This window comes from Epilithonimonas pallida (genome assembly GCF_900182975.1).
Taxonomy (GTDB): Bacteria; Bacteroidota; Bacteroidia; order Flavobacteriales; family Weeksellaceae; genus Epilithonimonas; species Epilithonimonas pallida.
In genome coordinates this window covers 276765-302764 of the sequence record NZ_FXUO01000001.1, presented here as the reverse complement: position 1 = coordinate 302764, position 26000 = coordinate 276765, and the positions used below count along the sequence as shown (strand labels likewise).

Sequence of the window (26000 nt, the reverse complement as noted above, 5' to 3'; positions counted from 1 at the left end):
TTTTATAAATGATGATTTATAATTGATAATTGATTTTTCGTTTTTCCATAGGTTTCACCTACGGCTATTGATATTGAATCCTTCGGATTCTGATATTTTTTATCAAACCTCATAGGTTTTAAAAACCTATGAGGTTTATAATATTAAAAAGCAGCATCAGGCTTAAGCTAATTACTGACCGTAATAGGCGTTTTTGCCGTGTTTCCGTTCGTAATGTTTTTTGATTAATGAATCTTTCAAACGTGGTGCGTTCGGATTAATTTGCCTTGTGAGATAAGCCATTTCAGCGATGGTTTCGAGGACTTTGCTGTTGTAAACCGCTTTGTCTGCATTTTTTCCCCAAGTGAACGGTCCGTGATTTCCGATGAGTACCATTTCCACTTCTTCGTAAGACAAGTTTTTTTCCTTAAAACAGTCGAGAATCTGGATTCCGGTGTTGTATTCATAATTGCCCTCGATTAAATCATCGTGCATCGGCGGTGCGCAAGGAATATCTGTTGTCAGATGGTCTGCGTGGGTCGTTCCAAAAATTGGAATATCTAATTGCGCCTGTGCCCAAGCTACGGAATAGATGGCGTGTGTATGTGAGATTCCCCCGATTTTTTCCCAGTTTTTGTAGAGATAAGCGTGGGTTTTGGTATCGGAAGACGGTCTTAAATTTCCTTCCACCACATTGGCATCGTAATCTAAAATTACAATGTCTTCAGGCTTTAAAATCTCGTAAGGAACGCCGCTTGGTTTGATGGCAAAGATTCCTTTGTCGCGCTCAACGGCGCTTACGTTTCCGAATGTGTAAACGACCAGCTTCAACGCATCGAGCTGCATATTGGCTTCGTAACATTCTCGTTTTAATTCTTTATAGATGCTCATTTTTTTGTTTTTAAACTTTCGCTTGTCATTCCATAGGAATCTCTACAAAGCTTGCTTAGATGACAAACGTCCGGGTTATTATCTTCTCCTATTTGACGCTGAATCTGCAGCCCGGCTTGAGCGGAGCTCTTTTTGTGTAGCATAGCGGAACAAAAAAGCGGGAGCCCTTCGACAAGCTCAGGATAAACTACAGACGGATAAAGCTGCCATAATTATTTTGGTTGTTAGTTTTTGGTTGATGGTTGGTGGTTTTTCACTTAATGTAAATATTTAACAGGCCGCCTCTACGAGGCTCTTTTTGTGATGATAATATTTACATATTTGCTATTAACAGGGCGCTCCTACGGAGCTTTTCTGCTTTAACTTCTATCAATTATAAACTGTCAACCGTCAACTTTTTTTTTGATTTGATGTTATTTTCTGTGAAATCTGCGAGAACCTGATACTGTTTCATAAATTCTGCATATTTTTCTACCTTTTCAGCCTGTGGGAAATATTCTGCTTCGAAATCGGAGCCCATTTTTTGGCTGGCTTCCTGAACAGTCGAGTAAATTCCTGCTGCAACGGCCGCATAAATGGCTGCTCCCAAAGCCGGAGCCTGGTCTGAAGCTGCAACAACAATCGGCATATTAAGAACGTTGGCCAAAGTCTGCATTATGAAAGGTGATTTTCTGGCAACGCCACCAATTCCGATTACTTTTTCGATTTTTACGCCTTCTTCTTCAAAACGGCCAACGATTTTTTTGGCTCCAAAGCAAATCGCATTCATCAAAGCTTTGAAAATATGCGGTGCTTTTGTCCCCAAGGAAAGGTTGCTGATCGCCATTTTCAGTTCCTGATTGGCATCGGGAGTTCTTCGTCCGTTAATCCAATCCAAGGCAACGGGAACTACCTCTGAAAGTGGAATCTTTTCTGCTTCCTGCGTTAAATTGCGAATAAGATTGTTCTCTATCTCTTCTTTCAGCAACTGCTTTTGATTTTCATCAATGACATTGGAATTCATCAGAATATTGTTTGTCGGCCAAGTCAGAATATCTTTGTACCACGCCAAAACATCACCAAATGCAGATTGCCCCGCTTCTAATCCCATCAATCCCGGAATCACGGAACCATCGACCTGTCCGCAGATTCCTTTAACCGTTTTGTCGCCGATGATTTCGTTGGGAGCCACCATAATATCGCAGGTTGACGTTCCCATAATTCTAATTAGTGTATTCTCCTCTACTTTTGCTCCCACCGCTCCGGAATGAGCGTCGAAAGTTCCGACAGCAATTACCGTATTCGTTGTCAAACCTAATTTTGTTGCCCATTCTTTATTCAGATTTCCGGCAACTTCATCTGACGTGTAGGTTTTATCGTACAGCCTGTCACGAAGTTCTGCCAGTGAAGAATCCAGCTGACCGAGAAACTCTTTGGAAGGAAGTCCGTCCCACGATTCGTGCCACATTGCTTTATGACCCGCTGCACAACGGCTTCTTTTAAAAGACGCTAAATCCGCGTTGTCGGAAAGCAAAAATGTAAGGTAATCACAATGCTCCATCCAGCTGTACGCCGCATTTTTCACCGCTTCATCTTCTCTGTTGATATGGAGAATTTTTGCCCAAAACCATTCGGAAGAATAGATTCCGCCTTCAAATTTTGTATAATCTTCACCACCCCAGTTTCTCGCTAGTTGATTGATTTCTTCAGCTTCGTTGATGGAAGTATGGTCTTTCCACAACACCATCATTGCATTAGGATTTTCTGAAAATTCAGGCAAAAGTGATAAGGCAATTCCATCCTTATTCACAGGAAGCGGTGACGAACCTGTCGTATCAATACAAATGCTGACGATATTTTCGGGTGCAACGCCACTTTCCTTGACAACGGTTGAAATTGTTTTTTCCAAACCTTCAATATGGTCGAGCGGATGCTGACGAAATTGGTTTTCTTCCGGCTTGCAGAACTTTCCTTCTTTCCATCTTTGGTAATAGCTTACGGAAGTTGCCAGTTCTGCCCCATTTTCCGTATCAATCAAAACGGCCCGAACAGAGTCTGTTCCGTAGTCTAAGCCGATAACGTACTTTTTCATTAACGAAAGTGATTTATTTTGATTATTGTTTTTAGCTCTTTTTAAAATAACTGATGCAATGGATTACATTCTACAAAGATTTTTCATTAAGTTTTCATTTACCTTAAAGAATTCTCCGGTTTTCTGTTTAAGAGCTAAAAACAAATATAAGATTCTATTTTAAATAAATGTAATATTTACACTTAATTTTAATTTTTCCTTTATTTATGGTATTTTGAAGCTATTTTATTTTCAAAATAACTAAAGAATTTGCCGGAATTTCAACAGAAATCTTTCCTTTTTTAATGGCCTGTGTTTCCTCTTTTGGTGTAATGGTTTCTGATTGGAAATTATTTTCATCGGAAAGTCCTGCGGAAGTCAGTACAATTTTGGTCATTTGACTACCAATTTTACTATTTTTCGGGTTGATTTCAACTAAGGTTTCCTGAGGATTAGCATTAACAATTTTAATAATGATTTCTTCTTTTTTAAGGTCACGAACTGCCGATGCATAAAGATTATTCTCGCCTTTCAATGGTTTTCCGTTTTCGGAGATTTTAATTAAATCTGTTCCTTTGTTGTTGGAGAATAATTTCTGAACATAATAATTTGGAGTAGCGTAAGATTTTAAATTATTGAACCAAATTAAATCCGGCGTCCATTGCCAGCCTTCTGCGTGGGCGAAAAGCGGTGCGTAGGAAGTCATTGTCACAACATCTGCGTTGCGCTCCAATCCGGTCATAAAAGCAGCTTCTGAAAGTGCGGTCAACCAGTTATTTTTATTGTCAGGTTTTACAACGCCAACCGATTGCGCGGCATATTCTCCGGCGAAAACTTTTGGTCCTCTTCGATCGTATTTATCGTATCGATCTGCATTTTTTAAAAACCATTCCGGGGAATTGTAATAATGTTCGTCAACAAGCTGTGCATTCAGTTTTTTAAGCTCTTTCCAGCCATAATCGAAAAATTCGCCATCGGGAGACGGGCCGCTTCCGGAAATGATTTTGATATCGGGATATTTGGCGTGAATCGCTTTTTCAAAAACTTTGTAACGTTCGATATAATCCGCTCCCCATTGTTCATTTCCAACGCCGATGAATTTCATATTAAAGGTTTTCGGATGTCCCATTTCTGTACGAATTTTTCCCCATTTCGTGTTGGAATCGCCGTTTGCAAATTCAATCAAATCCAAAGCATCCTGAACGTAAGGATCCAAATCCTCCATTTTTACAAGTTCGGCTGTATTGAACTGGCAAGCCATTCCGCAGCTGAGAATCGGAAGTGGTTCTGCGCCTAAATCTTCCGCCAATTGGAAATATTCAAAAAAGCCAAGTCCGAAAGACTGCCAATAATCGGGAGTAAGACGGTGGGCAAATCCATTGTTCCATTTATTAATCAAATTTTCGCGGTCTTCTACTTTACCAATTGTTTTTTTCCATTGATAACGTTCTGCCAAAGTTCTTCCTTCGACAATACAGCCGCCCGGAAAACGTAAAAATCCCGGCTGTAAATCATATAATTTTTGAACCAAATCTTTTCTCAAGCCTCCTTTTCTGCCTTTCCAAGTATCTTGAGGAAACAGTGAAATCATATCCATATTCACAACACCTTTTCCAGTAAAAGTGATTTGAAGCTTTGCTTTTTCAACAGTTTTGGAAGATGAGAAAACAGCATTGTATTTTTGCCAGCCTCCTCCTTTGATGATTGTAGAAACTGAAGAAATCACTGTTCCGTTTTCATCAATCAGGCTTGTATTGATGGCAGAAATATTGCCTGAAATGTTTTCTAAATTGAAATTTAAGTCATATTTCTCCCCTTGATGCAAACCAATTCCTCTGAAACCTTCGTTCTCAAGAATATAATTTTTATCATTCCAGACCGTGATTCTTGCGTAGTTTTTATTGGTTTTAGATTTGTCAGTTATAATTGTTAAAAAACCGGAATCTAAATTGGGAGACAATGTTTTTGTATTGGGTTGTTTCCAGCCTGTCAAAGGTTCGTCGAACTCGAAGCTGCGGTTTTTAATGAGTTCCGCATACAATCCTCCATCTGCCGCAAAGTTGATGTCTTCGAAGAATATTCCATACATCGTCGGCTGAATTTTGATGTTGGTAGAAGTTCCGTCCAAATCGAGGAAATGGGTTTTAATAGTTTTATTTTGGGCTGAAAAAAATGCAACACTTAGCGAAATAGCGGCTGTGAATATTTTGGTTTTTGTTTTCATTGATTGGTTTTTATCGCAGAGACACTTCGACTCCGCTCAGTGTGACATCTCTAATACTATATTTTTAAACTGACTTTATATATAAATTTTAATTGTAAGAGTTTAATTTACTTTCAATTCAAGACTTTTCAATCCGGATTCATCGGAAGTTCCGCCGTATAAAATGGTGTAATCTCCTGCTTTCGGAGCCAAATCATCTACTTTTTCATCATAAAATTTAAATGAATCTTTAGAAACAGTTAATTGAACATATTTTGTTTCCTTAGATTTAATCAAAACTCTTTCGAAAGCTCTCAAAGTCTTTACAGGGGCTGAAGCATCATTATTTCTTTTCACATAAACCTGGATCACTTCTTCTCCATCTCTTTCAGAATTATTGGTAACTGGAACTATAATCGTCAGATTTTCATTAGCATTGATGGTGTTTTTGTTCAGTTTAGCATTTCCGTAAACAAATTTTGAATAGCTTAACCCGTGTCCGAAAGCGTACAACGGTTTTTCAGTCATATAACGGTAGGTTCTTCCGACCATATCGTAGTTTTCAAAACCTTGGTGTTTGCTGGTTTTAGACAAATTATTATCAAGTTGTTCCAGGTTTTTGTAAAATGTAATCGGCAATCTTCCGGACGGATTATAATCTCCCGCCAAAACATCTGCAACCGCAGTTCCGCCAGATTGTCCGCCATACCAAGCGTTAATCAACGCATCATAATTTTTTTCATCCTGTTCCAAACCTAATGAACTTCCTGTACAAAGGACAAAAACCACAGGTTTTCCTGTTTTCCTTAGTTCAGCCAGCAATTCGCGTTGAACTCTTGGTAGATCGATAGACGTTTTATCGCCGCCTTTGAAACCTTCTGCATTCACCATCATTTCTTCGCCTTCCAGACTTGGAGAAAGTCCGCCCGCAAAAACAATCACGTCCGCATCTTTCACTTTTTCCCTAACCGCAGTGAAATTGACAGGATCTTTTCTGTACACGTCAAATGTGATGCTTACATATTTTCCTTTTTGGGTGTGACGTAATTCTATCAGATATTCTTTTCCTTTTTCCATTTTCACAGGAAATTCTGAAGGATGTCTGGCATCGGGGCCTTTTCTCGTGGCAATTTCTTTTCCATCAACAAAAAGTGTGTAAACATCGGATGTTGAAGGCGAAAGAATAACATCACCGGTGTAAGGACTTTTGAAAATGCCGGAAATAATCGCCGAAGTATTTTCCCTTCCAACGTTCGGGGCAAGCTGGGTTCCGCCAAAGCTGTTGTAGTTAATTCCTGCCTTATTAACTGAAATATTAGCCGGATTTCCTTTAAATTCATTATTGTTGAAAAACGCTACTTTCATTCCTTTTTCACCGTTTTTCTGGCTTAAAAAGTTTTGGTAAAGCGAAGTTCTGGATGATGGATCGGCAACTTCACTTCCCTTTTCATAAATAATTTCTGCGTTTGGAAATTTGGTTTTGATTCCGTCCAAAATCGTTACGATGGAAGAAGGTGTTCCGTTATAATTTCCCAGCTGCATCAGTCCGTCATCCGCATTTGGACCGACAACAGCGATTTTTTTAATATTTTTATTTAAAGGCAAAATATTCTTCTCGTTTTTCATCAGAACAATAGATTTCTGAGCCATTTTTAAAGCCTGCTTTTTATGCTCTTCAGAATCCACAACAGAATATGGAATTGAGTTCCAGTGAACGGAAGACTTCGGATCCAGCATTCCCAACTCAAACCAGCCCTTCAGAATTCTTCGCATCGAAATATCGAGGTCTTTTTCGGTAATTAATCCGCTTGCGAGAGATTTGTTTAAGTTATTATAAGTATCGCCACACTCTAAATCTGTCGAATGTTTCAGAGCATCTGCGGCGGTACTTTTTTCGTCAGGATGCGTTCCGTGATATTGTTTCTGGTAGAAATCTGCCAAAGCCCAGCAATCGGAAACTACCATCCCATCATAGTTCCATTTTCCGCGAAGAATTTCAGTTAATAAAGTATTGTTAGCACAACAAGGCTGGCCGTCGAACGCATTGTAAGCGCACATCACTTCCCTTACATTTCCTTCCAGAACCAATGCTTTGAAAGCCGGAAGATAGGTTTCGTACAAATCTCGTTTTGAAACTTCGGCGTTGTAAGAATGACGGTTCCATTCCGGGCCGCTGTGAACGGCGAAGTGTTTGGCGCAAGCATGCGTTTTAAAATATTTCGGATCGTTTCCCTGCAAACCTTTTACCGCAGCAACACCTAAAACAGAAGTCAGATACGGGTCTTCACCATAGGTTTCCTGACCTCTTCCCCATCTGGGATCGCGGAAAATATTGATATTTGGTGTCCAGAATGTTAAGCCTTCGTAACGTCCGGTTTTTTGAGATTCATCAAAAGATCTATTATATTTTGCTCTGGCTTCATCGGAAATCATTTCAAACGTTTTGAGATGTTCCGGAACGTCCCAGGTTGCCGCCATTCCGATAGCTTGAGGAAAAACCGTTGCTGTTCCTGCTCTTGCAACACCGTGAAGCGCCTCGTTCCACCAACCGTAACCGGGAATATCCAACCTCGGAACTGCTTTGGAATTGTCCATCATCATTCCGATTTTTTCATCAACTGTTAATAATCCGAGAAGATTTTCAATTCTCTGCTCGACTGGAAGTTTGGGGTTCTGGAACGGATATTTGAAATTCTGTGCGGATGAGATTGCGCAAATGAAAATGGATAAGGAAAACAGGATTCTTTTCATTATAATTGATTTAAAATATCAGATTGATTTCAAAGACTGACATTCGATATTGATTATTAACAAATATAAGATTCTATTTCTAATAAATGTATAAATAACACTTAATTTAAGATAATAATAATTACAGCTTGGCTACTGATCTATATTTTTATTCGAAAAAATAGGTTTTTAGCTTATATTAATTAAAAAAAGTCACCATAATAAAAGGGTGACTTTTAATAAAATTTGATTTGAAAATATGATAATTATTGTTTAATAAATTTCGTTCTGATGCTTTTCCCTGCTTCGTATATTTCAATAAAATATACTCCGGAAGTAAATTTAGAAATATCAATTCTATTTTTACCACCGACAAGTTTCGATTGATGTGAGATCAGGCTTCCTTTAGCATCAAAAATCGAATAAGCTGCATCGGACGATTTCCAATTAACAAAAATCTCGTTTTTAGCAGGATTTGGATAAAGCTGCAATTTGGAATCAGATATATCCTGAGCCGCAAGTGTTTCAAACTCCAATGGCAGAAGTGAAGCAGAATAAGCATTTTCTTCAGAAATATATGCGCTAAACGCCGCAACAGTTTCGCTTCCATTGCTTATTTTATAGAATCCTGTAACTCCCCCAACTGTTTTGAGAACATATCCTCCTGTGTAAGCTTTTACCGTGCTATAGTCTGCATTGAACTGATTAGAAACAATCGCTTTTGGTGTAGAAACAGATCCTGATCCTGTGAAAGTAAACGTTCCGTTTCCATTAATCAGCACTGGTTTATTAGCAGGAATTTTTCCATTCGGAACACTGGTGCATAAAACTTTTGATGACGAAGGCAGCATATTGTAAGCCTGTACACCAACCGGAACATTAGCTTCAAATGGCAATACAATCACGGCATATCCATTCAATGTTTTTGTATACGATGCGGCTGTTGCAGTGAAAGCGAAAGGTGCATTAAAGTCACCGCCCTGATCGGATAATTCCAATGATGCAGCAACAGTTCCTGAAACTACATTTGAGTTGGCAGCTTTGGAATTTATAAAGCCTGAACCTGAATTAACATAAAAAATACTGTTACTATTCGCCATTTTACTTTTCCAGTTAGCTGAAGTATTGATTGCTGTTACACTGGTAAAATCCAATGACGTGTAATATGTATTTTCATAAACATCCATCAGGTTGCTATCTCCATCTGAATAAACACCGGCAAACTTCATTGCCTTTTCATTCGAAATTGCAAAATAGACATCACCAAAATTGAATGTCAATACAGAACTGAAATTACCATTTCTAAGTCCAATAATTCCTTTGCAGCCGGTTGTAAGAACTGCTCTGGAGATATCGAATGTCAAATCGAAATTGGACGAACCGGACGATGGCAAGTTAACTGTTCCATAATTATAAGATTTCACAACACCTGCATTGTCAACATAATATAAAGTCGTGTTGGATGATGTTGGCAGATTGCTTGTTGTATAACTATTCACGTGGAAAACCAATTTATTATATCTGTCGTCCAGGCTGACATAGCCGTTCGCATCATTCATATTGGAACTGATCAAAGGTGTAGAATTATACAAAGTCGCTGTTTTGCCACTCAATTGATAAGCTGTACCAAAAGCAGGATTTGTAACCGTTTGACTTTCAATTTTAGTATAATTAATATCCTGGCCCGTCATATTGGAAACTTCTCTGATATTACTTTTATTAAAAACAAAAGTTATGAAACTGGAAGGATTGACCTGTATGGTCGGCCGAAATGTCTCAGTGAAATTAAGGTTGGAAGAAACCATATTGGTTGTTTCATTGGTAAGAATTTTCTGTGCGGAAGTGGTGTAAAACGGCAAATCTACTTTTAGGTTATAAGTATTAGCTGAAGAATTGAAAACCATCAGCGTAACTTTATCACCCGAGTCATTGATGTAAGCTGAACCCTGCATAGAGCCTTGATCACTCCATATCGCATCGAGTCTTCTGGAACCTGTGGTGTATTTTGCAAAATGAGAAAGTATATATCCTCTTTTCGTCATTTCTCCAGCTACTGTTCCGAATTGACCGTCTCCCATCATTCCATAATATCTTTTTGTAGCATAATGAATCCAGGCATTTCCTCCGCCTACCATAACATCATTGACACTTTTTGCAAAGTCAAACGCATCAGTACTCCAGGAAAAGTTTCTGGAACCGCCATTGGAATTCCAGTTGATCAGAAATTCGGTCATCCAGATTTCCTTATCCGTATTCAAAAATCCTTTGTATGTAGAACCAATCCCACCGTACTGATGTCCTGCGTAGATTTCAAATTTTGGTAATACGTCCGTCGCAAGAAGAGCATTAGCATAATTATTTGACATTCCTACAGTTTCGGGAGCAATAATTCTGCAGGTGATGACATCCGAATAATTCTTTAAGAAGTTTGTTATCTGGGCAGGTGTATAGGAACACCCGGCATAGGTGACCACATAATCCGGCTCATTCTGTAGAGATATAGCATACAGTTCCACCCCATTATTCCTTAGGTAAACCACAAATTCATTAAGGTAATTAGCAAAATCGGCATAATTTTCTTCTTTCAAAAAACCTTCAACACCATTATAGGTTCCTGCGTCATTTCCATTAGTTTTCCATTCGGCGGGTGGCGACCACGGACTTGCAAAGATAATCAGGCCTAGAGACTGTGCTTTTTGTGCAGTGGCTAAAGCGGCGCTCCAATTTGCTTTTGTAGTAGGAATATACAGTCGCATAATATTGTATCCAGCTTCACTATTTGTTCCCCACATTTTTTCTATTTCGGCAGGGCTCATATGGTCGTAGGCGAACTGCGGACTGCAAACGAAACCACCGAAACCTGTGATTTTCTGTCTGGGTGTAGTGTTGTCGATACGGACTTTTGGTGTTTGCGCTTCTACCAAAAAACTTAGAAATGCCATTGCAATAAAGGCAAATTGGCCAAGTGATTTTAAAATAGTTTTTTTCATAGCTTAAAGATTTTTACAATAGTTTTTGAATTTTTATTTTTTCAGATAAGGCATAAGAATGACCGGATGCTGTTTTGGAAAGCATCTTTGTAGAGAGAATGAAAAATTGTTGTAAAAGGAGTTAAAAATAAGTTTCGAACTGATTTTTATTTTTGTTTAATCCTGCCTCGGATTATCGGAAAGAGTAAATCTTTGCTTTCATATTAACTAAATTATTAAGTGTTATTTTAACACTAATATAATAAATAACACAATCAAACAATACTAAAACCACTAAAATTCTCAATATTTTTAGAAATTATTATCTAACAGAATAATTTAAATTTGAATTAATTATGATTATGTTATCATTATGTTAATGATTATGCAATATTGAAATATCGATTTAAAAGCGTATTCTAAAAATGAAAATTTAAAAGTGTATTTACTGTGCAATCATAGATTATGATAAGTATTTATACAAATACATCAAAAAAACCAATATTTATTCTAAAAAATCTAAAAATATCATCATTTTTTATTGATTTAAGTGCAAATTTAATCTGAAAATCTACTTCAGATTCCCCGAAATAGTCTTCAAAAATTAAAAAAAGAAATTATAACGGATACAAAATAAAAAAACCACTCAAAGAATTGTCTTTGAGTGGTTATTAATTTTAAATTTTAAAAATGAAGAATAATTATTTTCCTGAAATTTCACTTTCCGGTGCACCCAGATAAGAAGGCTGTAAACCTCCCGTATTGATCAATATTTTTTCCAGTACGATTCCCGGCTCAAGCACTCTGAATCGTAACGTATGTTTTCCAGGTTGGGAAATCTGGTGTTTCGTTATAGATTTAATAATATGTTCGGACTGCCATCTTCCTAACTCTCCTCTGTAATGACCATTGAAATTGACAATCTGCGGAGTTTCACCATCAAAAGAAATCTCATAACGCAATCCTTTATTATGATTGAAATTCAAAGTCGGGGCTAATAACAACTGGACTTCAAATTCACCTTTTGATTCAAAATTTATATCATATTCCAGATAGAGATTTTCATCAGATTTTGGATAGACATTTTGTGGAAAGGTCGTCACGCCGGATTTAGTTTTCCCGAAATCTGGAATCACTTCCCAATGGATTCGGTCCGAATTTTTCATTCTTGCAAAATTTTCCGCTTCTATGGAAACATAACCGTCTTTCTCCTGAAATACTTTTTCTTTCAGAACTTCAGACTCAGAAACACGGGTAACTTCAGGCATTATATTTTCTTTTCCGTCAAACCAGGCTTTGTAACCTATCTTCATCTGGTCCATCATATGCTGCCATTTTCCGCCTGCAATGACGTTGTTATACTGATTATCGAGATAAGCATTTCTGTCAAAACATTCTTTGACTTTATCGGCATAGACATTAGCTTCAATATCTTTTTTAGCTGCCAATTCTTTGTTTTTTGCCACCGCATAATACATTTCGTACAAATTGCTACACAGTGTTTCAGGCGTTACACGACGGTTGTATTTCGAATAAAGGTTGATCATTCTTGCTATTTCCTTAGCATATTTTTCACCAAATTGCTGTGCTGACCATTTTTCAGTGTATTTCAAAAGATTTTTCGAATTGAATTGTTTCGGATTCCAAGCCATTTCCAGGAAAAAGCTGATTGGGAATTCCATCGGTTTCAAATCTCCTACATTGACGACCCAAACCTTATCCACTTTATGTTCATAAGAAAGATTCATCTGCTCCCAAACTCTCTGAATCGGACTGATATTGATCCATTTTGAATTTCTCGGTCCGCCTACATAATCGAAATGGTAATACATACCGTAACCGCCTTTGTGTAAAGGTTTTGAAAGGTCCGGAAGTTTTCGCACGTTGCCCCAGTTGTCATCACAAAACAATAAAATCACATCGTCCGGAACCCGCATTCCTTTGTCATAATAATATTGAACTTCTTTGTACAAAGCCCAAACCTGAGGCGTTTTCTCTGCTTTTTTGCCTGTTACATCAGTAATAATTTTCCGCTGGTCTTTCACAATTTTTTCAAGTAAAGAAATATTAGTTCCCTCTCCCATGGCTTCGTCGCCGTCGCCGCGCATTCCGACTGTGACTAGTTTTTCCCAGTTTTTGCTTCTTTCCAGCCCCAATTTCCAGAATTCCTGTAAAACTTTCTCATTTTTAGAATAATCCCAAACATTCGGCAGATTATTTTTCTTGATGTATCTATGCCAATCGGTTTGAGCCTGAGCCATCGGTTCGTGGTGTGAGGTTCCCATAATGATTCCCATTTCGTTGGCTAAAGGTCCGTTCAAAACATCATCGTCATAAAACGCTTTTCCCCACATTGCAGGCCAGATATAATTGCCTTTCATTCGTAAAATCAATTCAAAAACTTTTTCGTAAAATTTAGAATTAATTCCTCCAAACGTTGCTCTTGCCCAACTTCCCAGCGAAGGTTCTTCATCATTCAGGAAAATTCCGCGATATTCCACCGCAGGTTCTCCATCAGTGTAAATTCCTTTTTTAAAATATAGATTTTCTTTTTTCTCAACCGGAACATCTGCCCAATAATACCAAGGTGAAACGCCAATCTGCTGCGACATTTCATAAATTCCGTAAATCGTTCCGCGTTTGTCGCTTCCTGCAATCACAATCGCTTCGGAAACGCCGGGAAACGGATTGCTGATATTTTGAATGATATATTTTTCATTTTTTCCTTTGATTGAATTTCCATCAATTTTTTTAGCTTTGATTAAAGCATCAATGGTTTTGCTTTTCCCGGCTTCACCAATAATGATGAGCATTCCGCTCGCTCCGGAACTTTGGGAAATAAGAGTAGGCTGAACCCCCGTTACTTTCTGAAAATCAGATTGAAGATTCGTAACCGCACGCAGAATTCCTTTATCCGAATCGCTATCCGAAAACAGCATCAAACCTGAATTACGCTCTTTCAATACCACCGAGTTTTCCGTTTTAGTAAAAGAAATAAAAGGGTCGGCTGCTTTTACAAAAAATATAGACAACAACGTAAGGAACAACGAAATGTTTTTTGTAAAATTCATAGTATATCTTTTTTGATTTTAATTTTTAAATAAGTTCAGATCGACAAATTCTCCCATTCTCCTGTAGCCTGCTTCATTGGGATGAAGGAAATCATGATCGTGCATATTGTTTAAGATGACCTCCGGATTTTCACCTTGCATATGTTTTGCAAAATCGATGACAGCATCATATTTTCCACTGTTCCTGATCCAGTCGTTTACTTTTTTCCAGGCCTCGATACGGAAAGGTTTATCATAAAACGACTTTGCGAAAGGTAGAATTGTTGCTCCGTACACTTTGATTCCGTTAGCATGTGCTTTGTCGATCATCATTTGATAAGCCGCAATCAGTTCATCTGCTCTTTTGGAAGCATCTTCAGCATCTCTTGTTCCTCCCAGGTCATTCACGCCCTCCAGAATGATAAGCCATTTTACGCCCTGCTGATTGAGGATGTTATAATCGAAACGATTGAGTGCTGTTGGCCCTAAACCACCGCGTACGACACAATTCCCGCCGATCCCGAAATTAAGGACACTTACATTGCGAGTGTATGGATTAGCCAATAACCGCTGCGAAAGAATATCCGGCCAACGGTTTTGTCTATTGGTTCCCGATCCTCTGCCGTCTGTAATGGAATTTCCCATAATGGCAACCGCATACGAGGGTTTCGCAGTCTTAACATCAATATTAAAAAGCGAATACCAATGATCCGTTTTTACAGGATTTTTAAATGCGGCAACATTGCTTTGCTCACCTTTAACAATAAAAGATGTTGTTCTTGAGCCGGGATGCCCGGTGATGGATTGAGTTACTTTTGCGTAAGAAATCGTAATAGCCAAAAGGGAATTAGATTTCAGATCAAAGTTTAGTTCATCGGAATAAATATCAGCTCCGGGAGCAATTTTAAAATCGTTTTTCTTATCAAATGTTAATAATTTTATGGTGGATGCATTCACATTGCAGCTATCGGAAGACACGGCAATAGAAACGGATTTTACTGCAAGACTATCTGTAGAGTAACGATTGGAAAAGCGCAATCGTACTTTTTCCCCGCCCACAGATACACGGACAATCTGACGAAGAGTATTCCCTGAAAGTCCCGGTTCCGGAGGAAGATTATTAGGTTCCACCAATTGAGGAGCAGTTGCCCACGTGGTGAGCCAACGGTCTTTGGATGATTGCTTTTCCAGACTGCGTGAAGGAGAACAGGAAACCAAAAATCCCGAAATGATGAAGATATACAAGCTTTTGAAATGCATTTTTTTATATTTTTTATCTCAAAGGTTTAAAGACCATTAATTTCTTAAAACAAATCCTCCGTTCGGCTGAATTTCAATATTAAAATCACCCTTCGCATTGAGTTTCACTTCTTTTTCTGACGAATTTCCCTGTACATCGTCGCTGATTAATTTTAACGTTTTTCCAGTGAACATCGGAAGATTGATTTTCAGTTTTTTAACCGTTTTTTCTGCATTAATTCCTGCAACATACCATTGATTCTGATGTCTTCTGGCAATCACAGAATATTTCCCGGGGTATCCGTCGATGAACACCGTTTCGTCCCAAAGCGTCGGGATTTCTTTCATAAAATCGAGCTGGAATTTCGGTGCGTCGCTCAGGTTATTCGGCATTACTCCAAACATCTGAACCGGATTTTGAAACAGAACGGCCGTTGCCAACTGGAAACCATCGGTGGTATATCTTTTATTTTTATCCTTATTGGATTTTGTTAAATATTTATTCAGGAAAGTTCCGCCAAACTCCATACTTCCGACCGTATTTCTGATGAATGGATGTAATGTTGCGAAAAAAGCTTCCTGTTTGCGGACGTCTTCTGAAAAATAAAGCATTTCCGAAGCTAAAACAGCTTCGCTTCCTGCATAATTCGGGTACATTACTTCCCAGCCTCTCGGTAAAGTTGCCCCGTGGAAAATAATTTTTAATCCAAAATCATTAGCATCGGAAAGAATATCTTCATAAAGACGCATCGTTTCCTGCTTGTCACCACCAAAGAAATCGACTTTTAGACCTCTTACACCGATATCTTTCAGCCATTTCATTTCCTTTTTTCGTTCGATGGATGAGCTCATTTTATTTCTCGGTCCCATCGGCGCGTCGTTCGCAGCACCGTTGGAATTATACCAAAGCAATACCTCAACATTTTTGGATTTGGCATACTGAATGAGGTCTTTCATTCGCTCTTTTCCGATATTTTTGTCCCAAAGTGCATCAATCAAAATGTATTCATAACCGAGTTTTGATGCTAAATCGATAAAGAGACTCTGGTCTTCATAATTCATACTGTTGTCCTGCCACAAAATCCAGCTCCAGGTCGATTTTCCGAAAGTGTATTTTTGTGAAGGTTCATACATTGGTTCTACGACATCAAAAGGAATCGTCGTTTCAACAATCGGTTTCAGAGAATCTCCAATGGTGATAGTTCTCCAAGGTGTTTTTCCGGGAAGTGAAATGGCAGCTCCGGTACTTCCGAAACCGTTATTTTCAGCCATATTCGGATAAGCAACCTGATAAAGATTTTTTTCTGAAGTCGTATCCAAATGAGAAGCGCAGTACAAACTGTTTACTCCTGTTTCGGACAATAAAATCCAGCCGTCATTTCCAATATGAAATAGTCCAGGGAAAACGTAACCATAATCGGCTTTTGTTCCTAATTCCGCATCAGCTTTGTAACCGCTTTCGTAGCTTGGAGCGGTTCTGGCAAAACCTGTCATCGGCTTCATCATCGGAGAAAGGAAAGTTGTAGTTTGAGACGGAAATCTGTAACCCGTAATTTCCGATTGTACAACTGCGCTCAAACGGTCTTTCATCGGCTGAATCTCATATCTGAATGCGACATTATTATCGCTCACCCGAAATTCAATCCCGATATCGAAGTTATCTGCATTGGTAAAATTGACTGTCAGAGTATTAGCCGTATAAGTAACCTGTGATTTTTTGATTTTTTCGTTGGTGTAATTTTTGGAAATTTTATCTTTTTTGCTGTCAATGAATTTTAAATTTTTAGAGAAATCAGATTCATTGGTGACTAAGCCCAATGGAGATTTATCAAGCATAGCTTTCCCTTGAAAAGTAACATTATAGAGTGCTTTTCCATTCTCTGAAAAGACATTCAATTTCAATTTTCCGTCAGGACTGGAGATTTCTGCAACCTGTGCAAAAACAGTATTCATAATGAGAATACTAAAGGCGAGTGATAGTTTAAAAAAAAATTTAATCATAATTAATTATTTTCAAGAAAAGTCCAATAATCGAAAAACATAATATCCTTTGCTGCTTTTCCATTACATACAAAATACACATCGTGAACGCCGGAAATTTTTTCCTTTACTTCAGTTTTCACGGTTTCCCAACGGTCGTCTCCGCCGGTCAACGGAACTTTTACCGTGGCAATAATAGGTCCGCTAATACTGTCCAAATGGACATCCATCGTCACATCGCTGTTGTGTGTCGTTCCAACTCTGGCCGAAAATGCTGATGCTCCTTTTTTACCAAAATCCACATTTTTCACACTGGTGTAAGCGCCACTTTTTTTAGCTTTGATAAAGACGCCTGCTTCTTTGTTCTGATAAGATTTTACATTTTCCGACCACGCAATCATTTCCGCCTGATTAAAAGCATAAGGATTAATGGTTGCAATGGCTTTGGTAATTCCATTCGTCATTTTGATAGGAGAAATAGAACCGTCTTTATTAAAATTAAGTTCTTCCACACTCACCGACCTTGTGAACCCGCTTCCTCCTGGCAAAGCGCCATTGTGATAAAAGAAATAGGTTTTCCCTCTGAAATCAACAATTCCGGGATGGTTGGTAAAAGATTTTTCTTCGGTTGGCATTACGATTCCGCCGTATTTCCACGGTCCCTGTGCACTTTTGCTGGTGGAATATCCGATGAATTCAGGGAGCGGACCGCCCGGCCAGAACAGATAATACAGATTTTTTCTTTTGTACAGCCAAGGTCCTTCTTCGTATTTTGTAGGTCTTTCAGGGTTTTCTTTTCCGTCCCTTTTTCCGAAAGATTCTGCGGTCATTGGCACTTCCACAATATCGCCGGAATAGGAAATCATATCCTGATTGAGCTTAACCATTTTAAGTTTCGGATTTCCCCAATACATATAGGCTTGACCGTCGTCATCAATAAAAACCGTCGGGTCAATATCACCCCATTCACTCTGGACCAATGGTTTTCCAAGCGGGTCGTGGAATGGTCCAAACGGACTGTCACCCACCGCAACACCGATCGCTCCTTTGTTGTTGGTTTTGGACCACATCGGAACATACATAAAAAATTTACCATTCCTTTCCACGCATTGCGCAGCCCAGGCATCTCGTTTTGCCCAATCGAAATCTTTATAGCTCAGAATACTTCCGTGGTCGGTCCAATTCACCATATCGTTGGTGGAATAGACCTTCCAGTCGTTCATTACAAACCAGGTGGAATCGTCCTCATCGTGAGTGGTGTAGACGTAAAGCCTGTCGTTATACACCATCGGAGCCGGGTCTGCCGTATAATTGGTCTGAATAATGGGATTCTGAGAGAATAATATTCCCGAATATGCTATTAAACAGAGATTGAGTATTGTTTTTTTCATATTTAACTTTTTGATTTTGAACACTAAGTGCGCAAAGTTTTTTTATAAATATTTCTTTAGTTTCACAAAGCCGCTAACGCTTGTATAAGCTGTATTATTTTTATCACGTAATTCTAATAAACCACCCCGTCAAAAAATCTACGATTTTTCGCCACCCCTCCAAAGGAGGGGAATTTTTATCTTATTTCTTTTTTAAAACTCCAGTGGTCGAAATTGAAAAGCACTCTTCCAGCTGTAATGTTTTTACCTTTAAAGACAAAATATACATCGTGAACGCCGGAAACCGATTCTGAAATTTTTGATGTCAGGGTTTTAAATTCTTCCCAACCTCCGGTTCTCGGAACTTCAATCTCTGCAATTTTATTTCCGTCTACTTTATCTAATCTCACTTCTAAAATCCCTCCGTCAACACCTGCGGCAATTGAAGCTGAAAATTCAGAGGCGCCTTTTTCAAAATCCACCGAACGAACTTTGATATAACCTCCCACTCTGGTGTCGGAAACATAAACTCCCGTCTTTTTGTTTTCGGAAGTGCTGCATTTTTCTGACCAGGCTATTGTTTCCGCTTCGTTTCTTTTATAGGGATTGAGTGTTGCAAACGGATTTACGCCCTCTTTAGTCATTGCAATTTTCGGGATGCTTCCATCCTGATTGTATTTGAATTCTTCAATAGATGTCGACCTTCCGTAACTTCCTGCGCCGGGCAATAATCCTGTGTGATAGAACAGGTAGGATTTACCTTTGAAATCAATAATTCCGCCGTGGTTAGTAAAACTGTTGGTCGGTTGGCCGGTCATTATTTTTCCCTGATATTTCCACGGTCCGGTTGGCGAATCGCTTATGGAATAAGACAGACATTCTGTTCGGTCGGTCATTCCGGCATACATCATATAATATTGCTTGTTGCGTTTGTAGAACCAAGGACCTTCCACAAAAACATCTTTAAACTGTTCCTGTTTCTGCAAAACCTCATCACTTCTTCCGGGACGTCTCAATCCGCCAAAAGCTTCCACCGATTGCGGAATTTCGGTGATTTTTCCACCATAGGAAACCATATCTTTGTTGAGTTTCACGTAAAATAATTTACTGTTTCCCCAATACAGATAGGCTTGTCCGTCATCATCAATAAAAACCGTCGGGTCGATATTATCCCAGGTTCCTGTTGTCACCAGTGGTTTTCCGAGTGCATCTTTAAAAGGACCTGTCGGACTGTCGGATACAGCAACGCCAATCGCCATATTGTTATCAACGGTCTGAACGCAGATGTACCAATAGAATTTGCCGTTACGTTCAATACATTGTGCTGCCCAGGCTCTGTCACGGGCCCAGCTGAAAGATTCCAGTGACAGTGGAGAACCGTGGTCGGTCCAGTTGACCATATCATTAGAAGAATATACTCTCCATTTCGTCATATAATAAAAATCATAGCCGGGAATATCATCTCCGGTGTAGACATACATCTTGTTTTTGTACACCATCGGTGCAGGATCTGGTGTAAAATGAGTTTGAATAATAGGATTCTGGGCGGAAATAAAAGTACTCGCCAACAGGAATGATAATGCAATATATTTTGATTTTAATTGAATCATATTTAATTATTTGATGAAATAAATTTATAATAAACCACACCGTGCGCAGGAATATCCAGTGATAATGCCTGATTTGATGTATTGATTTTTGCAATGTCCTTCTGTCTCCAGATATCTCTTACGGTTTGGCGACCGGAAATCCCGAGCTGCCGGAAATCTTTGTAAGACATATCCACTTTTTCCCTTCCGAAATTGGCAAAAGCCACCGCTTTTCCGCCGTCTTCAAGGTCTTTTACGTAAATTTTCAATTCGCCAATGGTCTGTAGGCAAACGCCCTGTTTTCCCAGAGTATCCTGATTTACGGCAATGACCTCATCATTCGTTAAAAGATTTAAAGTAAAATCATCCAGTTTCTCTAGGTCGCAGCCAATCAGTAATGGTGCAGAAAAAATGCTCCAAAGACTGATATGTAAATATTGTTCGTCCGGTTTCAATCGGCTCTGATGTGGATTTCCCCAACCTACGACGCCTACTACCAACATATCCGGGTCGTTCCAGTTGCCGGGTTTTGCATAAGGAGCGGCTTTATCCTGAGCCAAAGCAATATTTTTAACACTTGCCCAGGTATCGGTGATGTCATTGGTTGTTCGCCAGGATTGCGCATCGGCATCATTTCCCCATTTCCAGACATCGCCCATCCCGTATTGGCAAAGATTATACACAATATCACGAGGCTGGGTTTTTAATAAATCTCCCATTAATTTAAATGGCTTTACGCCTTTATCCAAATCTCCTCCACCCTGAAAATTGAGGGAAGAAACTTTATTCGGGTCGTTATCGGGCAAACCGTCAATCACGCCACCGTAGCTGCACCAGTCGTATTTCAGATAATCAATTCCCCATTTGGCGTAGCTTTCGGCATCCTGTTTTTCGTAGCCGTAGCTTCCTGCGCAACCGCCACAAGTCCAGGGTCCGGGAGAGGAATAGATTCCTGCTTTTAAACCTTTTGAATGAAAGTAATCGGTTAATTCCTTCATATCCGGAAATTTGGAATTGGTCAGAATATAACCGTTTTCATCACGCATTTTCCCTTTGAAAGACGGGTCTTTTCCGTCTCTGTTAAATTGCCAGGAATCATCAATGTTAATATAATTCCAGCCGTGATTTACCAATCCTGTTTTAATCAAAGCATCGGCGGCACGTTTCACTTTGTCGGCAGAAACTTCGTGTCCGAAACAATTCCAGCTATTCCATCCCATTGTGGGTGTTAAAGCTATTTTGTCTCCGCTTTCGATTCTTAATTTCTTTGAAACTGAACCTTTAGCATTTTTAGCGGATAAAAGAACTTCATAAATTCCTTTCGTATCTATTTTTCCGGTGATGATTCCGGTCTGTGAGTCTATTGTTAAACCTTTCGGAAGATTTTTTGCCGTAAAAGTCATCGGTCTGTCACCCGTTGCCGCAACCCTAAACAAAAAAGGTGAGCCGGGACGAACGCCATAAACACCTGCTGAATTAATTTTTGGCGTTGCCGCAGGTTTTGGTGTCAAAATATATGGTACTGATGAAATCGGATTAAATGTTATCAGTTTTGTACCGTCTGCTGTTTCAAATTTGGCATCTGCCCAATCGGCGTGGTCATAATAAGGTCCGTTTCCCCCGTCTGTTACGACTAATTCTACTTGTTGTACACCTTCAAGCGAAACGGAAACAGGCTTTGCTTTATCACCTAATTTCATTATTCCGCTTGACCAAAGCTTTTTGTTGTCGCCGTAAATTTCAAATTCGGTAGCGGGATTTTGCCCTTTCATTTCGTCATCCAATCCTACCAAAGCTGAAAAGTTTTTTGCTTTGCCATTTAATTTAATCAACAAAGAACTTTCAGCATGCGTTCCAAAACCTCTTTTGAAAACATCGCCGGCAATGGTTATAGGTTTTCCGTCCACCGAAGTATTGATGCCCGGTTTTCCGTGTCCCTGTGTTGCTACGTTTAAATCCAACTGGTCCAGCCAAACGGTTGACTGCGCCTTGGAAATATTTCCCGACAGCAAAAATGTTACAGCAATTAAAAGTAGTTTAGTCTTCAACATGATTTAAAAATTTGGGTTTAATTAAATTTCCACCAATCGAAATAGAAAAGGTCTTTTTCACCTTTAAAAACAAAATATAAATCGTGGATTCCTTTTACACTTTTCAGAGGTGTATTAATGGTTTTATATAAGTCGCCCTCACCTTTTCCTGTGACGTTAACAACTCCCAGCAATGGCCCATTAAGAGCATCTGAACGCACTTCTATTTTTCCTCCATAGAGAGAAGCAACATTTACATCCAAAGATTTTACGCCTTTGGAAAAATCTACCCCCTGGATTTTAATATAATCACCATTGTTAATTGAGGTAACAATGACACGGTCTGTGATTTTTTTGCCTCTGTTATAGGGTTGATTGCGTTCCCATTCTGTGACCATTTCTGTTTTCAGACCTTCGCTGTAAGCCATCGTTTCTGCTTCCACTTTTTTATAAGGGTCCAGAGTACCTACTCTTTTTGCACCATCCGTAGTCCAGAAAGGAAGCTTCTGAATGGTTCCATCTGCATTGTAGGTAATTTCTGTGACACTAACAGACCTACGTTCGTAATGTTTGCTCATCGTCTGCATTCTAAGCATATGGTTGAATCCGAAAACATAAGATTTGCCTTTGAAATCTATGATACCGGGATGATTTCCGCTGGATCTCTGGTCGCCATCCATTATTACACCTCCATAATTCCAAGGACCTGTAGGCGATTTTGCCATTGCATAACCAATCCCTTCCGGACAACATTTAGAAGCATAAGCCATATAGTAGATTCCGTTTCGTTTCCACGCCCAAGGTCCCTCCTGATATTTGAAAGGATCTGGCTGGTCTTTGACCTTCGCAAACGAAGGGTCTTTGGTAATTGGTCCGGCAAGAGATATCATATCTTCGTTGAGTTTAGCATACCAAAGATTCGGATTTCCCCAGTACAGGTAAGCCTGCCCATCGTCATCAATTAAAACTGTGGGATCGATGTCATCCAGAGAATTTTTGATCAAAGGCTTGCCGATAGGATCGGTGAAAGGACCATACGGACTGTCCGCCACCAAAACACCAATACCCATATTGTTGGGCATTGGACAATACATATAGAATTTCCCTTTTCTTTCAACAACCTGTGGCGCCCAGGCACCGTTGTCGGTATTTACCCATTTAAAATCCTTGAGCGAAGCCACTACACCGTGGTCTGTCCAATTGACCATATCTGTGGAAGTGTATAGTAACCAGTCTTTCATTTTAAATCCGAAAGCATCGTCTTCATCGTGGCTTGTGTAAAGATAAACCGTATCCTTATAAACCATCGGTGCAGGATCTGCAGTGTACTTGGTTTGGATAATCGGATTTTGAGCGAAGGAAATCTGAAAAAATCCTAAAATCGTCATTAAACTTAAACATCTCATAATCAATATTTTAATTTTACTTTAAATTTATATTTATCTTTTTCCCGGAATAATTAACCGATTTCTGCTGTCCATCAGGAAGCATTACATTGAAATTCCGTTTTTCAATCATACCTTTAAAATTTCCTTTTCGGGAATCTATCGTTAAGGTTTTTGATTTTTCGTTCCAGTGGAAAGGGATTTCAGTATAATCTCCTTTTTCGTAATTGTAATTATCGAATTCGTCTTCGTATAAGATAAAATCTGCGTCAGTTCCCGGATAGATTTTCACTGTAAGATTATCCCATTTTTTCTCCGTAGCATATTGTACATCTGGGCCGAACGGAATGATGCTTCCCGCTTTCACATACAGCGGAATACTTTGAAGATTTACCGTTTTCTGAATTTCCTGACCGCCTTTGTATTTTTCATTCGTCCAGAAATCGAACCAGTCTGCACCTACAGGAAGGTAAACTTTAACGGTTTTATTTTGTGTAAAATCTATATTGGAAAGAGAATTTTCTTTTTTGGTAGCATCGGTTTTATTCCAGCCTTCATTTTCATCGGTTTTAATGAATTTTTCAGGTGTGTATTGAGGATTGAGAATTGGTGCTACTAAGAATGATTTACCGAAAAGGTATTCATTATTAATGTCCCAGGTTTTTTGGTCTGATGAAAAATCCATCAAAAGTGCTCTCAAAAAACTCGAATTATTTTTAGAAACATCCCGCGAGGTCGAATAAATGTACGGCAACATACTGTAACGCAATCTGATGAATTTCTCGATAATATCATAAACCACATCACCTTTTTTCCCGAATTGATAAATTTCCCTGGGAACATCGGTTCCGTGCGAACGCATCATTGGCGTGAAAGTGCCGTATTGCAACCAACGAACGTACAATTCCTGAAACATCGGATTGTTGGCGCCTCCGTTTCTTTTATAAACACCGGCAAAGAAACCACCGATATCAGAGTTGAAATTCGGATTTCCAGTCAGGCTGAAATTTAAACCTGCCGGAACCTGATTGCGCAACATCTCCCACGAAGAGTTGACATCGCCCGACCAAGTGTTTACTGCGTATCTTTGCTGTCCTGCAAAAGCTGACCTGGTTAAAATAAAAACCCTTTTATCACTTGTAGTTTCACGCTGATGGTCATACACTCCACCAACGGTCATCAGCGGATACGCATTTCTCACTTTTCGGAATGACCCAAGATAAGTTTTGGTGTCCAAATCTTCCGGTTTTTGGCTGAGATGATCCGGTTCCGTAGAATCCATCCACCAAGAATCTACACCAAGACTGAAAACGCCTTTGTTGAGATATTTCCAGTAAATATTTCTGGCTTCGGGATTGAAGGCATCGTAAACACGGACTCCGGAAGGATAATTCATATCAGGCGGCCAGACTTCTCTGCCAGATTCCGGCCAAGTTTTGAAATTGAACAGCATTCCTTTTTTATCCATTTCACGGTACTGATTGGTCATCGGTCCGAAAGACGACCAGATGGAAACCGAAAGATGCGCATTCATATCGTGAATATCCTGAATCATTTTTTTGGCATCAGGAAAATCAGGGCTGATGAAATCCATCGCATTCCACTGGTAATTGTTGCCCCAATACTGCCAATCCTGGATAATTCCGTCTAAAGGAACTTTCAAATCACGGTATTTTTTAACAACCTCCAAAAGTTCATCCTGACTTTTGTAACGCTCTTTGCTTTGCCAATAACCATAAGTCCAAAGCGGAATCATCGGCACTTTTCCCGTAAGATTTCGCATTCCTGCGACTACGCCATCCGCATTTTTTCCGTAGATAAAATAATAATCAACAACTTCCCCAACTTCCGATGAGAATGATGTTTTGTCTGGTTTATCGGTAAATTGAGTCGGAGAATAGTTATCCCAAAAGATTCCGTAGCCTTTCACAGATTGAAAAAACGGCACAAAATCCCAGGTGTTATTCTGAATCATTTTTACATCCGTATTTCGCTGTGACATTTTCCCGTTCTGTAAAATTCCTAAACCATAGATGGGTTCTTCTTTTTCCAGTTGAAATGATTGAGACACAGAATAGGTTTGATTTCCGGCATCATTAAAAGGTTTGAAATCACTTCCGATTTCCTTTAAAAGTTCTTTTCCTGAGGATGAATTGTAAGTGATTTTTCCATTTTTAGCATCAATGAAAATATTCAAATCATTTGCTTTTAATGAAATAATATGATTGTTTTCTGAAACTGAAAATTTAGTTTTCTGTTCTTTTTTGATTACTGACAGACTGTTTTTGACAAATGATTTTCCGGCAGGATATTTAATAATTCTAATCGTATTTTCTCCATAAAATTTTACTTCAACATTCATATTATCATTAGAAAACTTCAAGCCCGAATCTGTCTTCTGATAAGATTGCGCACTGACATGCAGCATTCCGGAAACCATTACGATAGTAATGATGGAAGATCTTATGTTAATTTTTGTAAAGCTCATTTCATTTTAGATTTGAATTATTTTACTCCATTCTAATGGCTTTGAAA

Annotated in this window: 13 protein-coding genes; all 13 read right to left on the bottom strand. The window is 39.0% G+C overall.

The features are described from left to right. Positions 1-171 precede the first annotated feature (171 nt). Positions 172-870, bottom strand: a complete 699-nt coding sequence (locus QOL71_RS01190; protein ID WP_283415189.1) for an L-ribulose-5-phosphate 4-epimerase — start codon at positions 868-870, stop codon at positions 172-174. Positions 871-1243: 373 nt separating this feature from the next. Continuing rightward, on the bottom strand, positions 1244-2941 hold the full coding sequence (locus QOL71_RS01185) for a ribulokinase (protein WP_283415188.1): 1698 nt from the start codon (positions 2939-2941) through the stop codon (positions 1244-1246). A gap of 220 nt (positions 2942-3161) precedes the next feature. Then, positions 3162-5144 carry an alpha-L-arabinofuranosidase C-terminal domain-containing protein gene (locus QOL71_RS01180; RefSeq protein WP_283415187.1) on the bottom strand — a complete coding sequence of 661 codons (1983 nt, stop codon included), beginning with the start codon at positions 5142-5144 and terminating at the stop codon, positions 3162-3164. 102 nt (positions 5145-5246) lie between these two features. Next, entirely contained in the window at positions 5247-7874 is a 2628-nt protein-coding gene (locus QOL71_RS01175; RefSeq protein ID WP_283415186.1) for a beta-glucosidase, read from the bottom strand. A 245-nt stretch (positions 7875-8119) separates the two neighbouring features. Then, the gene (locus QOL71_RS01170; RefSeq protein WP_283415185.1) at positions 8120-10843 is read right to left on the bottom strand and encodes a T9SS type A sorting domain-containing protein; all 2724 of its coding nucleotides are present in this window, start codon (positions 10841-10843) and stop codon (positions 8120-8122) included. Between the two features lie 680 nt (positions 10844-11523). Continuing rightward, on the bottom strand, positions 11524-13893 hold the full coding sequence (locus QOL71_RS01165; RefSeq protein ID WP_283415184.1) for a glycosyl hydrolase 115 family protein: 2370 nt from the start codon (positions 13891-13893) through the stop codon (positions 11524-11526). Between the two features lie 18 nt (positions 13894-13911). Beyond that, on the bottom strand, positions 13912-15132 hold the full coding sequence (locus QOL71_RS01160; RefSeq protein WP_283415183.1) for an SGNH/GDSL hydrolase family protein: 1221 nt from the start codon (positions 15130-15132) through the stop codon (positions 13912-13914). Positions 15133-15168: 36 nt separating this feature from the next. Continuing rightward, positions 15169-17112, bottom strand: coding sequence for a glycoside hydrolase family 97 protein (locus QOL71_RS01155; protein WP_283415182.1), 1944 nt, complete (start codon positions 17110-17112; stop codon positions 15169-15171). A gap of 2 nt (positions 17113-17114) precedes the next feature. Further along, a complete protein-coding gene (locus tag QOL71_RS01150) occupies positions 17115-18482 on the bottom strand; it encodes a glycoside hydrolase family 43 protein (RefSeq protein WP_283415181.1) in 1368 nt (455 codons plus the stop codon). Positions 18483-18658: 176 nt separating this feature from the next. After that, complete coding sequence (locus QOL71_RS01145; protein ID WP_283415180.1) at positions 18659-20071, bottom strand: glycoside hydrolase family 43 protein; 1413 nt, start codon at positions 20069-20071, stop codon at positions 18659-18661. 2 nt (positions 20072-20073) lie between these two features. Beyond that, positions 20074-22101: an NPCBM/NEW2 domain-containing protein gene (locus tag QOL71_RS01140; protein ID WP_283415179.1), complete on the bottom strand. Its 2028-nt coding sequence runs from the start codon at positions 22099-22101 to the stop codon at positions 20074-20076. Between the two features lie 17 nt (positions 22102-22118). Beyond that, positions 22119-23486: a glycoside hydrolase family 43 protein gene (locus QOL71_RS01135; protein ID WP_283415178.1), complete on the bottom strand. Its 1368-nt coding sequence runs from the start codon at positions 23484-23486 to the stop codon at positions 22119-22121. Between the two features lie 16 nt (positions 23487-23502). Next, entirely contained in the window at positions 23503-25953 is a 2451-nt protein-coding gene (locus QOL71_RS01130; RefSeq protein WP_283415177.1) for a glycoside hydrolase family 31 protein, read from the bottom strand. Positions 25954-26000: the final 47 nt, after the last annotated feature.

Excerpts from the sequence above, each read along its gene's own strand:
- QOL71_RS01135 (WP_283415178.1), bottom strand. The coding sequence starts at position 23,486 with ATGAGATGTTTAAGTTTAATGACGATTTTAGGATTTTTTCAGATTTCC.
- QOL71_RS01140 (WP_283415179.1), bottom strand. The coding sequence starts at position 22,101 with ATGTTGAAGACTAAACTACTTTTAATTGCTGTAACATTTTTGCTGTCG.
- QOL71_RS01160 (WP_283415183.1), bottom strand. The coding sequence starts at position 15,132 with ATGCATTTCAAAAGCTTGTATATCTTCATCATTTCGGGATTTTTGGTT.
- QOL71_RS01175 (WP_283415186.1), bottom strand. The coding sequence starts at position 7,874 with ATGAAAAGAATCCTGTTTTCCTTATCCATTTTCATTTGCGCAATCTCA.
- QOL71_RS01180 (WP_283415187.1), bottom strand. The coding sequence starts at position 5,144 with ATGAAAACAAAAACCAAAATATTCACAGCCGCTATTTCGCTAAGTGTT.
- QOL71_RS01170 (WP_283415185.1), bottom strand. The coding sequence starts at position 10,843 with ATGAAAAAAACTATTTTAAAATCACTTGGCCAATTTGCCTTTATTGCA.
- QOL71_RS01185 (WP_283415188.1), bottom strand. The coding sequence starts at position 2,941 with ATGAAAAAGTACGTTATCGGCTTAGACTACGGAACAGACTCTGTTCGG.
- QOL71_RS01130 (WP_283415177.1), bottom strand. The coding sequence starts at position 25,953 with ATGAGCTTTACAAAAATTAACATAAGATCTTCCATCATTACTATCGTA.
- QOL71_RS01150 (WP_283415181.1), bottom strand. The coding sequence starts at position 18,482 with ATGAAAAAAACAATACTCAATCTCTGTTTAATAGCATATTCGGGAATA.
- QOL71_RS01155 (WP_283415182.1), bottom strand. The coding sequence starts at position 17,112 with ATGATTAAATTTTTTTTTAAACTATCACTCGCCTTTAGTATTCTCATT.
- QOL71_RS01165 (WP_283415184.1), bottom strand. The coding sequence starts at position 13,893 with ATGAATTTTACAAAAAACATTTCGTTGTTCCTTACGTTGTTGTCTATA.
- QOL71_RS01190 (WP_283415189.1), bottom strand. The coding sequence starts at position 870 with ATGAGCATCTATAAAGAATTAAAACGAGAATGTTACGAAGCCAATATG.
- QOL71_RS01145 (WP_283415180.1), bottom strand. The coding sequence starts at position 20,071 with ATGATTCAATTAAAATCAAAATATATTGCATTATCATTCCTGTTGGCG.